The organism is Peredibacter sp. HCB2-198 (assembly GCF_045999315.1).
Lineage (GTDB): Bacteria > Bdellovibrionota > Bacteriovoracia > Bacteriovoracales > Bacteriovoracaceae > Peredibacter.
In genome coordinates, this window is record NZ_CP174607.1 from 642,015 (window position 1) to 658,710 (window position 16,696).

At 42.2% G+C, this 16,696-nt stretch carries 12 protein-coding genes; 6 read left to right on the top strand and 6 right to left on the bottom strand.

Features of this window, described 5'->3' with window-relative positions; genetic code table 11:
• Positions 1-6: 6 nt before the first annotated feature.
• The gene (locus tag ACJVC5_RS03265) at positions 7-2,916 is read left to right on the top strand and encodes an aminotransferase class III-fold pyridoxal phosphate-dependent enzyme (RefSeq protein WP_408097957.1); all 2,910 of its coding nucleotides are present in this window, start codon (positions 7-9) and stop codon (positions 2,914-2,916) included.
• On the opposite strand, the gene ACJVC5_RS03270 is transcribed toward ACJVC5_RS03265, so the two are convergent.
• The 5 genes from ACJVC5_RS03270 to ACJVC5_RS03290 are packed head-to-tail and all read right to left on the bottom strand — an operon-like array spanning position 2,911 to position 9,168.
• Positions 2,911-4,038, bottom strand: coding sequence for a hypothetical protein (locus ACJVC5_RS03270; protein WP_408097958.1), 1,128 nt, complete (start codon positions 4,036-4,038; stop codon positions 2,911-2,913). The two genes, ACJVC5_RS03265 and ACJVC5_RS03270, sit on opposite strands and share 6 nt — an antisense overlap.
• Positions 4,035-5,339 (bottom strand): cytochrome P450, encoded by a 1,305-nt coding sequence (locus ACJVC5_RS03275; protein WP_408097959.1) that lies wholly within the window; start codon positions 5,337-5,339, stop codon positions 4,035-4,037. The genes ACJVC5_RS03270 and ACJVC5_RS03275 overlap by 4 nt, the downstream gene beginning before the upstream one ends.
• Complete coding sequence (locus ACJVC5_RS03280) at positions 5,336-7,732, bottom strand: PEP/pyruvate-binding domain-containing protein (RefSeq protein ID WP_408097960.1); 2,397 nt, start codon at positions 7,730-7,732, stop codon at positions 5,336-5,338. Before ACJVC5_RS03280 ends, ACJVC5_RS03275 begins: the two co-directional genes overlap by 4 nt.
• Entirely contained in the window at positions 7,729-8,604 is an 876-nt protein-coding gene (locus ACJVC5_RS03285; protein ID WP_408097961.1) for a hypothetical protein, read from the bottom strand. Before ACJVC5_RS03285 ends, ACJVC5_RS03280 begins: the two co-directional genes overlap by 4 nt.
• 6 nt (positions 8,605-8,610) lie before the next feature.
• Complete coding sequence (locus ACJVC5_RS03290) at positions 8,611-9,168, bottom strand: CDP-archaeol synthase (RefSeq protein WP_408097962.1); 558 nt, start codon at positions 9,166-9,168, stop codon at positions 8,611-8,613.
• A gap of 12 nt (positions 9,169-9,180) precedes the next feature.
• Between ACJVC5_RS03290 and ACJVC5_RS03295 the strand changes: the two genes are divergently transcribed.
• From ACJVC5_RS03295 to ACJVC5_RS03315, 5 genes are read left to right on the top strand one after another with little or no spacing between them, the layout of a single operon-like run.
• On the top strand, positions 9,181-10,419 hold the full coding sequence (locus ACJVC5_RS03295) for an ABC transporter permease (protein WP_408097963.1): 1,239 nt from the start codon (positions 9,181-9,183) through the stop codon (positions 10,417-10,419).
• Positions 10,416-11,624 carry an ABC transporter permease gene (locus ACJVC5_RS03300; protein ID WP_408097964.1) on the top strand — a complete coding sequence of 403 codons (1,209 nt, stop codon included), beginning with the start codon at positions 10,416-10,418 and terminating at the stop codon, positions 11,622-11,624. The genes ACJVC5_RS03295 and ACJVC5_RS03300 overlap by 4 nt, the downstream gene beginning before the upstream one ends.
• Positions 11,614-12,303, top strand: coding sequence for an ABC transporter ATP-binding protein (locus ACJVC5_RS03305; RefSeq protein ID WP_408097965.1), 690 nt, complete (start codon positions 11,614-11,616; stop codon positions 12,301-12,303). The genes ACJVC5_RS03300 and ACJVC5_RS03305 overlap by 11 nt, the downstream gene beginning before the upstream one ends.
• A complete protein-coding gene (locus ACJVC5_RS03310) occupies positions 12,296-13,039 on the top strand; it encodes an outer membrane lipoprotein-sorting protein (protein ID WP_408097966.1) in 744 nt (247 codons plus the stop codon). The genes ACJVC5_RS03305 and ACJVC5_RS03310 overlap by 8 nt, the downstream gene beginning before the upstream one ends.
• The gene (locus ACJVC5_RS03315) at positions 13,039-14,253 is read left to right on the top strand and encodes a hypothetical protein (protein ID WP_408097967.1); all 1,215 of its coding nucleotides are present in this window, start codon (positions 13,039-13,041) and stop codon (positions 14,251-14,253) included. Before ACJVC5_RS03310 ends, ACJVC5_RS03315 begins: the two co-directional genes overlap by 1 nt.
• Here the strand turns inward: ACJVC5_RS03315 and ACJVC5_RS03320 are convergent.
• On the bottom strand, positions 14,230-16,536 hold the full coding sequence (locus ACJVC5_RS03320) for a PEP/pyruvate-binding domain-containing protein (RefSeq protein WP_408097968.1): 2,307 nt from the start codon (positions 16,534-16,536) through the stop codon (positions 14,230-14,232). The genes ACJVC5_RS03315 and ACJVC5_RS03320 overlap by 24 nt on opposite strands.
• Positions 16,537-16,696: the final 160 nt, after the last annotated feature.

Here is a 16,696-nt window from a genome sequence, read left to right on the forward strand (position 1 = left end):
TACCAAATGACTATACAACAAACCTTGCTCCTAAATCAGAAGTTGAAGAACCCGGCAGAGAAAGATCTCTTCTCCTACTATGCCCGTCCTTTGACCTCAAAACTTCTTGAGACAATGGAGCTCGCCAAGCACTTCTATCATGGAGAAGGTGATTATCTTTTTTATGAAAAAGATCAAAAAATACATCGAGTCCTAGACTTAACTGGTGGCTACGGGGCCAATATCTTAGGTCATAGAAATCCTCACATTCTGGCGAAAGTTCAGGAGTGGCATGATAAGGGTTCACCATCTCTCACTCAGGGAAGCATTCGTCAGGAAGCAGGAAAACTCGCCAAGAGAATTTCAGACACTCTTCACCAGGAAACTGGGGAAGGTCCTTGGATCACAACTTTTTCGAATTCAGGAACAGAGGCGATTGAGGCGGCCTTAAAACATTGTCTTATTTATTTCGGCCACAAACTGATTGAGTTAGAGCAAGAAATAGAAAAAGAAATGAACCTGGCGCAATTAAAGATCAAAAGATCTCATGCTGACATCCAGGCGAAGTTTGTTCGTCATCTTCGTAGCGAGCTTGCTGAGAAGATTTCTGGACTGAAAATGAATGAAGAAAGAAAATCGTACTTTCTTCACCAAATTAACAATGCACTCGACATTGATGAATTGGTTTCACTAGTTAGAGAAATCAATAAAAAACAACTCGCGCAAAAACCAGGCTTCTTGGCACTTGAAAAGGGCTATCACGGGAAGACCATGGGCGCATTGGCCCTTACATTCAATGAAGGTTTCAGAACTCCGTTCTATCTAGGCGGAGAAGAAAATAAAAACACCACGTTTATTTCTCAATACATTGATCAAGTAAGTTTCGAACAGCTTATCGAAGATTCTAAACAGGATTTGATCTTCATCAGCGAAACACCACAAGGGGTGAACTGGGCCAAGCATTCATTCTCACTTTTGGCCGGCGCCTTTGTTGAACCAATCCAAGGGGAAGCAGGCGTTCTACCTGTCAATGCTCCATTCCTGGCCCTCCTTAAAAAGTTCTCTCTTCAAGAAGATTTCCTTCTTGTGTTTGATGAAATTCAGGCCGGTATGTACCGCACAGGTAAATTGGCCTCAGGCACTCACACCGATATCACTCCTGACATTTATACATTTTCTAAGTCACTCGGTGGCGGTATCGCTAAAATCGCCGCTACAACAATTAATAATAGAAAATACGTAGAAGACTTTGGCTTTCTTCATACTTCAACATTTAGTGATGATGATTTCTCTTCAAGTGTTGCCCTTGAAGTTCTGAACATCTTGCAAGGTGAGAACTCACCGCTTGTAGAAGGTCTAAAGACCGCCGACTTCATGGTCGCTCGTCTAGAATGGCTCCGCTCAAAATATCCGAACATCATTAAAGAAATTCGCGGTAAAGGAATGATGCTCGCCATTGAATTCTATGACATTTTTAAAGAGATGGGATTTGAATTCAAAACGATCTGTGACTCAAATATGCAAGGTTATATGATGGCCTCGGTTCTCCTGAACCATGAGAACATCCGTATGAGTCCTTCTCTTTCAAACAATCTCACTCTGAGAATTGCTCCAAGTCTTTATTTTACGATCATCCAGGTGGAAGAACTTATTCTCGCTCTGGATAATATGAGCCGCGCTTTAAATGAGCGTAATGTGGCCTACTTCCTTTCTTCTATCTATCCGGGCGAAGCTGTTACAAATGAAATGACTGATGCCCTTAAGACGGAAATCACTGGTGAAAGACCAATCAGCGTCTTCCTTTGCCACCTTATTGATGAGGCCCACATTAAAAAAGTAACGAAATCGTTAAAAGGCGTTCAAGGCGAGAGACTATTAAGAAAACTCGCTCTTCCAAAAGACATGGCAGAATTTGAGGTCTATCACGCTCAGACAATTGTGGACAAGAATGGCGTTGAAATGGATGTGGTGATGCTGGGAATTCCAGTCACATCTGAAGAACTGAAGAGAACATTTACTTCGAGACAAAAATATAAAGTCGTTCAAAAAGTTCAGAATGCGGTAGATTTCGCCAAACAACTTGGTGCTTCGACAGTAGGTCTGGGCCAATTTACTTCAATCGTTTCCGGTAATGGCCTCTATCTAAACTCGCGTGGCATGAACCTGACGACCGGAAATGCTTATACCATTTCACTAACAGTGCAATCAGCTCTTCGTTCCGCTGAAGAGAAAAAGATTGATCTGAAAAATGCGACCGTGGCCCTGATTGGCGCCGCTGGAAATATTATGTCTGTGGCCACGAGCCTAATGGCCGATCACGTGGGCAAGGTGATCATGCTTCACCACTCCCCTATTGAATCGAGCTTAAAATACCAAGAGGCAGCTAAACGTATTCTTGATGAAATTTCGGCCTCAAAAGCAAATTCAAAAGTGGTTGAAGTTGTTTCGAAACATTGGAAAGACAGAGATCTCATCAAGTTTTTAAATAATGAAGAAGTCAAAAACGTTTTCGTGGCCTCCGCCGACGTTACACAAATGAAAGAAGCTGATGTTGTTCTTTGCGGAGCAAGCGCTTCAAACGGCTTTTTGAGCCTTGATCTTTTTAAAGAGAATGCAGTGGTTGTTGATGTGGCCGTTCCTCCTTCAATTAAACCAGAAATGATTTCTAAAATTGAATCTGAAAGACCTGATCTTACATACCATCTTGGTGGTGTTGCCTCGATTCCTCAAGATCAATCTCTCGACTTCATTGTGTTTCCACTTGGGCATAATGAATGTTATGCCTGTATGGCAGAGACCTTCTCATTGGGTTTCAGCGGTAAAAAGAATTTCCTAAACATTGGTGATCTAAGTAAGGACATCGTGATGGAAGTTCAAGAGATCGCTAAAAACGTGGGATTCACTCTAGGTAACATCAAAAAGAAAAGCTCTCTATAAATCCTTACCGTAAAGAACATACTGAGCGTAGGTCGTTTGAGATTTCTCTTCAAATGATCTGCGCGATGGTGAATTGGTGTGCTGGAATGTCACCAAGACCTTCCTCATCAGAGCTCCCCACAACTGAATGCGCTTTGAGGCTTGAATCTGCACTCCTTTAATTTCTTCTCCATTTGGACCCGGAATTTTTCCTACGTGTGCGATCATAAAACACGACATATTCATTCTAAGACGTGCCATGATCCATGCCTTCTGAACAAAATTTAATTTCTTACCTTTATACTTTGCAAGAATTGGAAGCGGGTCCGCAAAATTAATACTAAACCCAACAGGCCTCCCCCGTAACTCGATGATGTAAGCATACCAAGGATGCACAATATATTTGAAATCATCGTAAATGACTTTGAACTGCTCAAAGGAGATGGGTTCAAACTCTGGCATGTTTTTATAGGCCTCAGTGAACAGAGCGTGAATGATTTTGAGTTCATTCTCCCAATCACTCATCTTCACACAGCGAATGGTAGTGCGAAGACTTTTATCCTTTGTTTTGCTGTGACTACCAGTTGGTTTAACAGCAAGCTTTTTTCTTTTTAAAAAGTAATCAATGATCCCTTGAATCTTCTTCAACCGATAGGTGTCCCATCGACCAATTTCTTTAAATCCAGTTTTATCGAAAAGGTCATGATAGTAATCCGGATAGACAGGCTCGCCCCATACCGGTTTTTCCCCACCCGGAACTCGGATTCGATATTTCACAAAAAAGTTGAGATCAATCGGAGTTTTAAGAACGATGAGATTGTTCTTTTTCGCCACTTGTTCAATTTCTTGAATCAGAAGTTTTGCTGCTTCCTCATTATTTTCCCAATCAAGAAAGCCCAGGTTTCCTTGATTCGTTCCTTTTCGCCAACAGAGTATTCCTTTGGCGAGGACCTTTTCACTCTTCACCATGACCGCGGTCCAGGCAAAGTCAGAAAGAAAAACAGACTCTGCCCCAAAGAAGCGAGAGTAATCAGCATTGGTCTCAGGAAAGCTCGCTACAATATCGCGATGGATTTTATTTCTAAAACCCACGAACTCCGTAAAGAATGTTTCGTCCCAAACGTCTACTGACTGAACTTTCAAGCTCTTCTCCTGAAATTCATCATAATATTGTTGAGCGGTCTTAAGCTAATTCCTGCCTCGTTTTTTTGATCCGGCTCATACTTAATCATGTCCCAATCAAAATGCTGAATAAGACTGGCCAGGATGATCTTTGCTTCCATGCCTGCAAAATAGGCCCCAATACAAGCACGAGGACCTAGCCCATAAGGATAGAATGCTCCTTGAACAATCTTCTTTTTTTCTGATGGAAGAAAACGTTCAGGCCAAAATTCATTTGGTTTTTCCCAAAGATCTTTCGCTCGATGGCTCAAATAAGGAGCAAGAACCACATTGGCCTTAGGTGGAATTTTTAAATCTCCAATCTGGTCCGGCACTTCGGCCTGCCTCATGAAGACCCAAACCGGGGGCCAGAGTCTCATGACTTCATCAATCACGGCCCCGTGCCAAGGCATGGCGTTCAGTTCTTCAAAGTTTTTATTCTTAAAGAAGGTCTCGGCCTCAACTTTTAAATGTTCTTTATAAGACGGATTCTTCGCAAGCTCCATCAAGGTCCAGGTCATAGAGTTCGTAATTGTCTCGTGACCGGCCATCATGAAAGTCATGATCTCGTCTCTGATCTCACGATCAGTCATTTGGGCGGTGCCCTCTTCCTGAGCATCAATCAGAAGTTGTAATAAATCATGCTTCTTTTGACCTTCTCGACGTTCTTTAATGATCCCATAAACATGATGATCAAATTTTTCGATGATCTTTCTCATGCGCTGATGATTTTTAGTCGGCACCCAAAATGGGACAGGAATAGAAGAGCGAGTTTTAGTCGTTACAATTTGCATCAGATCCAGAATATCTTCCAACCAATCATCCATCTCAGTCGTAATGTCTTGAGTGAATAATGTTTTCAGAACAATCCGCCAGGTAAGGCGATTCATTTCTCTAAATGCATTGACCTTTTTTTGTTTCTCAATCTCTGGAATGAATTCAATCGAGGTCGATAAAATTCGAGGCGCCAGTTCATAGACACTTTTAAGATTCATGATTGGACGAATCAAGCGGTGTTGTTTGCGCCAAGATTCCCCATCGTTCGTGATGAGACCCTGGCCAAGAAAAGAACGAAGGGCCTTGGTGGTACGACCTTTTGTATAGCCATTGTTATTTGTTTTGAGGACATGCAAAACATCCTGAGGATCACTAATGATGAAGACCTCTTTTCCAAAGAAGTTCATGTGGATGCGGTGACCATGCTTTTCATGCATCTTAATCACAAAGCCCAGTGGGTCCCGACGATATTCTTTTAAAGTCACATAAGATTCAAAGTAGCTCATAAGACCTCAATTGTTCCCTTGATGGCATCAATTCTCAGACGATCCCCAGTTTTTATTTTTTGGGTCGCGTGCTTTACTCCCACAATGGTTGGAACATTAAGTTCTCGCCCAATGATGGCCGTGTGACTAAGAAGTGATCCCTTTTCAGAAATCAGCCCTTTACTGCGGGACATGATATAGACCCATGCGGGGTCCGTATTTTTTGTAACAAGGATGAATTCTTTTAAATCAGATTGAAGAGCATCATTTGGATTCTCTAGCACTAATGCAAGAGCTTCAGTGAAGCCAGGAGAAACACCCTGTCCGCTTAAAACACCCACTTCAATACTTGTGTTAAACTTTGGAAGTGCCTCGGATTCGACCCACGGAATGATCTCAGGATATTGTTGTTTCTTGGTCTGCCAGCTTCTTCTTTTCTTCATCAAGGTCTGAGCTTCATCTTTACTCATTTCCCCAGAAGCAAAGAGGGGCCATTCCTCTGAACTCAGCGAGAAAAAATCAAGTGGCCCAAACTCCTTCCAAGAAGAATCTTCACTCATGAGATCCTGTCCGATCTTTAAAACCAACTGCCGGTATAAATGATAGTAACGTCCACGCCACAATCTTGTGGCCTCTCGCATGGCTATTGCATCTTGAGTAAACGCCACCACTTTCTTTTCTAACCATGTAAGATCGAGACTAGAAGCTTCATGATGATTCGGTTTAATAATGGAAGGATTCTTCTTGGCCCAGTGAAGAAGCTGATTAACCAGAATCGGATTGTTCTTCATGGGAAGACTTTCAAGCTTCAATTCTTCAAAGGAACGGTCACCATATTGTGCTAAAAAATCTTCGAGTGCTTTAACTTCTTCGTTGAATCCTTGCTTCCTGAGATCAGAAAAAATGCCTTCAAAAGGATGAAAGCCAATCTTTAAATCTGATTGAGCGAAGGCATGAAGGAATTTTTCACTTAACCCTTCCACCACCTGATTGAAATGTTCCAGAGGTTTTACTGAATCCACTCCTTCAGTGGTCTTTAAAAGATCAATCACCTGCTCTTCAGGAAGTCCTTTCTTTTTGAGTGATTTGGAAAGAACTCCAAGCCCCATCATGACAAAGATGTCATTTACGATGGTGAGACCAAATCCCAAAGGACGATTCATAAGTCCGGTCAAATAAGTAATCGTTTCTTTAGAGTTCTTTAAAGACTTAATTTCGGATTCAATGATCTCGTGATTTTTCTTGAAATCATTCAACAACGGGCCAAAGACTTTTTTACGATCAAAGATAAGTTTAAGCAGGGTCTTAATCGTAACGATGGTCTCAAATTTTGAAAGTTCAGTGTCGTGATGAGGAATGTCTACCCCATTCACCTTTCCTCCAATCATCTGATGCCAATTTTGAATGTTCTTCTCTCCACCTGGCAGGGCCCTAAGAACGGCATAGTAGTGCTCGAGATTATAATAAAGATGATCATCCACAGAGCTGATTAAATTCTCATAATGACGATTGAGAATCTCTAAACGCCTTCCTTGAGCGCCTAAAATTACCGCTGATTCACGGAAAACGTTCTCATAGGCCTTCTTAACAAAGCTCGCCGTAAAAGGACTAACAGTTCCGGGATATGATTCAGATAGATTGGTGTCGACAAAGATCTTAAGAGGTAAAAAGTCACGTGTAATAGGACGAATCTGGAAAAGATAAAGCTTTCCATTTTTAAATCCCCATTCGATATCACTTGGAAGATGAATCGCCTTTTCCATCTTCAAAGATACTGAAATGAGCTCCAGAATCTCGGCCTCATTCAAAACCGGTCTTTCGTTCTGAATCAGTTGAGACACTCGTTCCAGGTTGCGAGTGTATTGATAATGGTCAACGATGGCGTGACCTGAAACCACTCCTTCACCCATTCCAAAAGCGGCATCAATCGCGATTACCGACGTAGGCTCAACCGGTGAACGGGTAAAAAGGACACCGCTCTTTTCGACCTGAATCTGTTCCTGGGCCACTACCGCCATTAACAGATCGACTTTAAGATCTTTCTTTTCGATATATTCTTTCACTCGATCAGAGTGAACAGAAGCATAGATTTTAAAAAGTGCGTCTTTCCACGTTTTCTCATTCACATCAAGAATGGTTTCAAAAAGGCCCGCGAAACTTGAATCAGCGTTGTCTTCCGAGATCATCGAGCTTCTTAGAGCAATTGTTTTGTGCTCTTTGAAAAACTTTTGAAATGCATGCTCTACTTCAATCGGGAGTTTTTGAAGCTGCTTGAAATATTTAAAACACTCGGTAGTAAGAACAAAAAACGGCGCGACCGGAGCTCCCCAATGAATTAGCTTCTGAAGATGAGCACCTTTGCCACCTACCAGATCAACCGATGCTAATTCTTTTTGAGAGCTGATATAATTCATAGAAGGGCCGCGATTAATAGAAATGCCACAACACTGAGAATTTGCCCTTCAGAATAAGGTTTAAGTGGTTTGGGAAGTTTCAAAGTCACCAGGAAGGAAATCGAAGGTAACATAAGTCCAAATTGGATTAATGAGTAGGATCCGATCAACCAAAGCGGCGAACCTAGTTTTACAAAAATCGTAAGAACAGTCGCATTAAAAATTAATTGTAAAATGAGGGCCATTAAGACCGCAGGACGTGGTCCAAATATTTTTGAATAAGTTGTATACCCAGTCTCCTGTTCAGGAGCACGAATTTTTCGAACGACTTCCCAATTCGTGAAAATTAAGCAAAGAGGCAAAATATAAAGGGCCTTATCAAAGGTCACAGCCGGGTTCATCTGCATGCAAGCAATCATGAGATAAGTAAAATTAAAAAGTACAATCGGATGATGGGTAATGAAGGCAAGTGGAAGACTCTTTCTCATTCGGTCTTCAATAAAAAACCATTTTAACATCAAAAAAGTAAAACCAAGTGTTATGAATGCCCAAATAAGGAGCTTCATGGATGTCATACTGAGAAAGATCACTGTTATGACACAGAAGATTCCTAAAGCTACAAGGTCCTTCTTCTCCACTCTACCTGAAGGCAGTGGACGATTAGGAAAATTGGTTAAATCGTCCTGATAATCTTTAAACTCATCCATGATACGAATTAAAAGTGAGATACAAGTCAGCACGATTGCCGGAATAATCAGAAAAAGAATAGATGTAGGTTTCAAATCATACAAACGAAGATAAATCAGCTGCACGGCCACTGCAGTAAGAATAGAACCAATAACGGCCGACAGTGGAAACATTTCATTGAGATAAATACCAATTCGTTTAAGCATAATTTCCTAAAATGGATTCTTTCGAATACCAACTTTATAAAGAGAAACGTTGATCACGAGATGAATAACTGTTCCAAATACAATGGTAAGCACAATTGTGATCCAAGAAATCGGCAAAAGTATCCTGTAGGCCAGCATGCAGCCGAAGGCAGAATCTGCCTGATCCAAAATAACAAAGAACCACTTATAGCGATCTGAAGTTTGTCCCTCTTTCACACCTAGACGACGTTTTACAAATGAGTTGGGAAGTTCTGCGAGACAATAACCAAGTCCTAAGAGGAGACCCAAAAGCCAAGCAGGCTCTGAAGTCAGTAGTGGTGTATTTAAGTCGAATAAAGTTTCAAGTTTCTGAGCGAGAATGACTCCTGGCCAAGTGGCCAAGGGCATTATGAAAAATCCACGCCACGTTTTGTTTTGGCCGAACCATCTTTGATGAATCGGCTTCTTCAAGTAAGATAAGATATCCGCTTTTACTGCAATCATATGAAGGATTCCCCCAACTATGAGAGGAACCGACAGTAAAATTACACGAACAAATTCGTGAGAAGGTAAACTTGAATTCATATATAAGATTATATGCTGAACACTGAAAACCGCTACCTTTTCAAATTTGCCTGGAAAAGTATTCGCCGGAATGCAGGTAGAAGTTTTTTTATCGGCTTCTCAGTTTCACTTGCAGTCGTCATCGCGGTTTGGGTCATTGCTTTCTTCGATGGACTTAACTCGCAAATTGAAAAAGCTGTAGTGAATACCAACACAGGATTTTTTCAGGTTCAAGATCCGGTTTACGCCAAATCGACAGACTCCTCCTCCCCTCGAGAGTTTACAAGTCACTTCTCCCAAACTTTAAATCAACCGCCGGTAAGTGCGGCCTCCCCAGAGCTTGTCTTAGACGGAAATATTTCAACCCCTGAAGGGGCAACTGGCCTTCTTGTTATTGGAATTGATCCAGAAATTCATAAACAGCTTATGCCTATTTATAAAAAGATGACTTCTGGAAGTTTTCTGACACAAGATGATGACTACGGTGTAGTCATCGGACAAGAACTTGCCACACTTTTTAAATTCAATGTGGGCGATCAGATGGTTTTAAACTATCAAGACAAGCTCGGTGAACTTCGCTCTGAAATTCTCACCATTCGCGGTGTTTATCATTACAACAGTAAAGGTTTTGAAAAGCGCTTCGTTTATATCAATCAAAAGACATGGCAAAACTTGTTCTTAAACGAGTTCACTGGCAAAACTCTTTTCAATCGTGTGACCATCCTGACCCCTGATTTACGTTATGAACCTGTTCTTCTTGATAGAATCAAGGGAACTGATCTTCAGCTTAAAAGCTGGAAGCAACTTAACCCTGAAATGGCCGTGGTTCTTGAATTTCATGACGGTATGATCAAGTTCTTTTTCCTCATCATTGCACTCACAATCACGATGACCATCCTTACACCGGTCAGAATGCTATGGCAGGAACGTTTTAAAGAAATGAAGATGATGAGCATTATCGGGGTTTCTGTCAGTAAGTTTTGGAAAATTGGCATCTATGAAGTCATTCTTATGATCCTTCTTTCGAGTGCATTTTCAATGGTCATGCTCACGGCGATTATCGGAACTCAAACTCAACGTGGAGTTGATTTCCGTTACTTGAATGATGGAGTGGCAATCGAACGTGCCGGAATCAAGCTTCCAGGGATCATTTTTCCGAAGCTCACGCCCGACCAACTCCTTATCACTTTCCTGTTCGTGATTTTTGTCCTGAGTATCAGCTACCTCTGGTCCATCTACCGAACTCTTACCAAACTTGAGGCGGAAATATGAGAGGGCTGGGATTTCTCATCAAATTTAGTTACCGCAATCTTTGGCGTGCTCCAAAACGTACCGCCATTATGCTTTTGTCTCTGGCACTCGGATCAGCTTTTATCATCTGGGACCTGAACTTTGCTAATTCGGGTTCAAAAGAAGTGATGAAAGAGTTTCTCGCCCAGTATGCGGGCCAGTACCACATCACTAACACCGATTATTACGATAAAGAGAATAAGAAAGAATTTGATAACTATAAGACCATGAGTGACGATCAAATTCAGGACGAGTCCTTATTTGAGAAATCCACTCGTCGAGTTACAGCACCCGTTTTTGTTTCGGGAGAAAAGAAGACCCTCGGAGTTCTTCTTACCGGTCTTGAAGTTGAAAGGGAAAACAAACTCTCAACAATTTACCGTGCAGTCACAGTTGGAAAGTTTCTTAATCCATCCGGAGAAAAAGAAATCATCTTAGGTAAGAAACTCGCTCAACGAATCAACGTCAACATTGGCGATGAAGTTGCCGTTATCGGGCAAGGACTAGATGGTTCAGTGGCCAATGATCTCATGACAGTCGTGGGCCTTCTGGATTTCGGAGGCGGTGATCTCGAAGAGTCCCTCGCCTTCACTCAAATTAATTCGGCCCAGCAACTACTTAGTATGGATCCTTCTCGTTATCATCAACGAGTTAGCTTTGATATGGAGAACGAGGTCCTGCCAATTGTTCCAGGTCTCGCGGTCACCAACTGGGACGACATTCTTCCCGAAATTGGTGTTTCTGTTCGCTTCATTGATAACTTTACCTGGCTGGTGTCGGTCATTATCGTTGTTGTCATCAGCCTAGGTCTGTCTAACACCCTTATGATCACCTTCTTTGAACGGGAGCAAGAATTTCAGAGTCTCAATATCATTGGGGCCAAAACCAGTTGGGTGACGATGGCCCTCATGATCGAAGTCTTTATGATGGCGACTGCGGCAGTAATCGTCGGTGCGGTTTTAGGGCACCTCTTTACCACTTACTGTTATTACAACCCGATCAACATTCAGTTATTCACAGGTGGCAAGCCCATCATTATGGGTGGCATGATTATTCAGCCTCTCGTAAGACTCTACCCGGTCTTTCAATATTATTGGCAAGTGCCACTGATGATTTATTTTTTCCTTAGCATGACCATGATCTACCCTCTTATCAGAGTGATCCGCAGGAGCAAAAATGCAATTTGAACTTATTAACGTTGAGAAGGTTTATCAGGCCTCTGAAGAGAATAAAGTCTATGGAGCGAGAAACATTAATCTCAGGATTCCAGAGGGCGAATTCATGGCCTTGGTTGGACCATCCGGTTCAGGTAAAACCACCATTCTGAACTTGATTGCAGGTCTTATCCTTCCAACTGGCGGCGTGCTCAAGCATGGTGGTAATGACATTACTTCCATGTCACTGGAAGAAAGAACTCAGCATCGTCTGGATTACATGGGATTCATTTTCCAAGACTACCAACTTCTTCCAATTCTAACAGCGGCCGAAAATATTGAATTCCCTCTGCAGCTAAAAGGTTTTAGCAAAGCGGAGATCAATGAACGTGTCAACTGGGCCCTGAAACAAGTGGGTCTCGAGAACATGGGGAAGCGTTTTCCAAAACAACTCTCTGGGGGCCAACAACAGCGTGTCTCGATTGCCCGTGCCATTGCCGGTAAACCACAGTTAATTTTGGCCGATGAGCCAACCGCCAACCTTGATTCAAAAACCGCCCAAGAGATTATTGATCTCTTTAAGAAATTGAATCAAGACTTCAAGCTTACGTTTGTTTTCTCAACTCACGATCAGCGCCTTATCGATCAAATCAGAACTGTTCAATACATTAAAGACGGTCAAATCATTGAGACAAGGAAGAACAATGTTTAAACACCTATTTCGTAAAGATATCGTTTTATGTGTGGCCCTTGGGGCCAACGTCAACAACGCTGACGAATGGCTAAAATATGCTGATAAAGAAATGCGTGGTGACCGCTCTCATGCGGAGATGACCATGACAATCAAAACTCCAAACTGGACCCGTACTCTGGAAATCGAGTCTGATGTCGAGGGTAAGAAGCAGGCCCTTTCAACCATTAAGGCCCCGGCAAAAGAAAAAGGCATCAGAACTCTTCGTATCGAAAATAATATGTGGAACTACTTCCCTAAGCTTAAACGTAAAGTCGCGGTTTCTTCATCAATGCTTCTCGCGAGCTGGATGGGATCAGACTTCACGAACGATGATATTCTTAAGGCCTCTTCAATGTCTGAGGACTATCACCATAAATTTCTTAAAGATGAGAAGATCAATGGTGAAGACCTTAAAGTGATTGAGAACACGGCAAAATCAAATTCAAAGGTGATGTGGCCCAAGATTCTAACTTACTCTTCGAAGAAAGACTGTCTTCCGCGTATCCAGCAATACTACGATAAAGAGAACAAGTTACGCCGAACACTTCTTTTAAGTAACCCACAAACTTTTGATGGTCACAAAGTACTTACTCACTGGGAAATGAGTCCAGAAGATGATAAGACTAAGCAAACGATTATTGATTATAAAAACTTAAAGTTTAATGTGACCTTTAAGCCGAATCACTTCTCTCAAAAGAACTTAACGGACGACTAATGCAATTTTTGACTCTCATTGCCCTTACTCTTTTTACATCAATGGCCTGGGCCCTCGAGGCAGACCTATCAGGTAACGTTGAAGGACAATGGAGACACACGAAGAACAATGATGAGGCCAAGGAAGATCTTTTCCAGGACTGGAACGAAGAAAATTTCTATCTTCTTTACGGTAACCTCAATGGGAAATTAGAGTTTGCCAGCTCTCGTATTGAGGCCAACTGGTTCGTTCGTTATAGCCAGTCTGAACTCTATGATCCTCAAAACAATCCTATTTGGGGTGATCGTCCCTATCTCGCGACACGTATTTTCACTTTCCCAAATAAACTCGTGGCACGTGATGTTTTCCAGCTTCAATACAATAAGCAGGACGGCAATCATCAACTCGAATCCGTTCTTAACAAGTTCTATTATGAGTGGGACTGGGACGAAAATCGTTTCATGATCGGCCGTATGTACATCAACTACGGGCTAGGCGAAATCTTCAACCCTCTTAACCCTTTTAACCAACCAACTGGACTGACTTCTATCCAACAAGTGGCCCAGGGTAATGATGGTCTTTCGTTCACATTCTATGTTAATGAAAATCACACCATTCAATTCCTGCTTTTAGGTGATAAGAGCGTTGAAGGATACGACGGACAAATTGATCGGACCCTTTGGGCCCATGGAGAAATTCAGGCAACAGATAAACTGCAATTAGATTATGTGGTCGGTGAAGATCAAAACCGCCAAAAGCTTGGTGGCCAAATTGCTTACCGCTTTGAAGAGGCGATGGTGTTCTCACAAGTGCTCTATCAATCCGAAAATGTCAAAGGTGATCCATCTGACAATCTTTGGGACATTCTCTTAGGTTATGATCAACAATTGACTTCAAAGTGGCATTTGCGTTTTGAGGGCGGTTACCAAAAACGTGACAATGACCAAGTGACGACTGCGGACAATTTTGGAGATCGCTTTCTTCCCACTGAATACTTTGTGGCCTTCGCGAACGTATTCGAACTTCATCCTCTCTTTAAACTAAATGCCACCGTTGTGAATGACATCAAATCGGGATTCACTTATCTCATTGGGAAAGGGACCTTGGATATTGGTCACAATATGGAAGCTGAACTTTTTGGTTACGTTCCTGCGGCCAAAGGTGATTCTGCAGACAATCCGGCCCAAAAACTTGTGACGACAGATTTTGGTCTAGCTCTTCGGGCCTTTTTCTAGAACTTCTACAATTCCCGTTTTACCGTTCATTTTAATGAGGTCACCATCCTGAATAAGTTTGGTGGCATCAATTAAGTTTAAGATGGCCGGGATTCCATACTCACGTCCAATCACTGCCGCATGAGAAAGGAGTCCACCTACCTCCGTCACCACGCCCCCTACTCTTGCAAGGACCGGTGTCCAACCTGGATCCGTAAAGGCCGTAATAAGAATATCTTCTTTCGTGAGTTCATTGGTTTTATGAATGTCCATAATGACCCGAGCACGTCCGACGATTTCACCTGGACTACAACCAAGACCTTTTAATCCGTTTGCAGATGACTTCATGGCCTTAATCGAGCCACCAAATTCATTCGGCGGTGTAAAAGCGCGATAGCCCTCGTAGTAAAGTTTTCGAAGATGAATATCAGGCGCACCTACAAGACCTAAAAGATAACGTTTAACCTCAACCAGATCCCACATAAAAATATCGAAGTCACTGATGCCATTTCGTTTGGCGAATTCCAGAAGACCCTGACGAAGGAGATAATAAGCACGTGTTGAATACGAACGCATCTCTTCTCTCACTCGTAAGAATTCACGCGATCTTTCCGTCATTCCATAAAACTTACGACGTCGCACAAGTCCCATTTGATCGGCAATACGATCGAAAGTCTTTCTGAACTTACTCTCTCCCGTTGATGGCACATAAACATAGCTCTTTACGAGTTCATCCACCCATTCTTTATTCTCACCCCAACGTGGCACCATGAGATCCAATTCCGCCGGGCCATGATGATAGTGATACTTTAAAAACTCTTGTCTGGCAGAATAGTAGGAACGTGAATCATAACCGTAGAAATCAGCGATCTTACTTAACTTTCCGAGTCCACCCTGCACATCCAGGTGAGAAACTCCATGAAGTTCAGTCATAAGATCAATTTCATCACCTTCCTGATACTCAGGTAGTTTTTTAAGGTAGCTCTTATACTCAGTCTGAAAGTTTGAATTATTATAGATGGTACGGAAGTAATTCTTTTCCGTTTCATTCTGAAACAAGATCACCTCTAAAAACCATTTCTTAAAAATCGCGTCGTTCATTTTCTTAAGCGACGACAAATCTTTTTTAAGCTCTTCATCCTGTGCTTCGAATCGCACGCGAAATTGCGCAATCATATTTTCACAATCACGAAACTCACGATTGAGACCAATCAATACTGGAATCGCTGCCACTACCGAGCTCACTGTGGTCGGCGTTTTATGAGGGCCAGCCGCTCCATAATCTTTTTGAATCCCGAGATCTCGATCAAAATCTTCTTCATTAAAATCCGGAAGCTTCTTAAGTCCTTCCTTTACCGCCTCCGCGTTCCAGTACACTCTCCCATAGTGGTAATGGAGCCACTGGACCTTCTCATCATTGGGAATTAGGGAAATGCGCTTAAAATAATCACCCATAGAAATCTTCAAGGCCTCTCGATAGGCCGAAAACATCAAAGGCGAACAAACTCGCGCGGAAATCCCACCGTCTTTCAAATCAGCATTGGTTAGTTCTGGTTTATCTTCTCTTGGAGTTAATGTCGTAACTGGTCTTGATTGCAGAATATAGACCTTATCATCTTTTCCGATTGCCCACTCAATGTCCTGCGGTTTTCCGTAAAAGGCCTGAATACGAAGAGCAAGATCAATCAATTCTTTTAAATGCTTTTGATCAATGGTGGTTTTTTCATCATTAATCGCCACATTCAAAACTTCATCGGTTTGCCAGTTATAAGTCACTCGTGATGGAGTCACATGCCCTGAAACCAAACGCTCACCTACCCCTTCACAAAACTCGAGATAAATTTCTTCTTCTCGACCATTCGTTGGATTAAGCGTGAACAACACGCCCGCGATTTTGGCGTCTACCATTCGTTGAACCAGAACACTCATTGAAAGTGATTCCGGATTCCATTCAATTTTTTTGGTCGCGAGATAATCTTTCACGCGATGAGAGTGTCTTGAATCAAAACACTTTTTGATCGCCTCTTTTAATTCGTTAGGATTTTGAATAAACAGAAATGTTTCATAGAGGCCCGCGAAGCTCGCATTGGCCATGTCTTCTAACGATCCGCTGGATCTCACCGCCACCGGAAATCCCCCGATCTTCTGAATCGCTTGATCCAATTCATTTGCTTCCTGGAATAAAACAAAACCCGGCGGCACTGGGAACTGATGGGCCAAACGGGCCAGGCTTTGGGCCTTTCCACCCATTTTTTGCAGGTCAGATTCCGATAAATCAGTGTCGCTTAGGTAGTTTATTTTCATGTGAATAGAATAACTTAAATCAAAATTTAGTGGTGGGAAGGTCAAAATCTGCCAGAACCTGAGTGGAACAGTTGTCACCATGCAACATCTCCTCTATTTTCCCTCGAAAACGGCCCGTCATTTCATTGACAAGAATACAAGGATTGCGTTAAATAAGGGG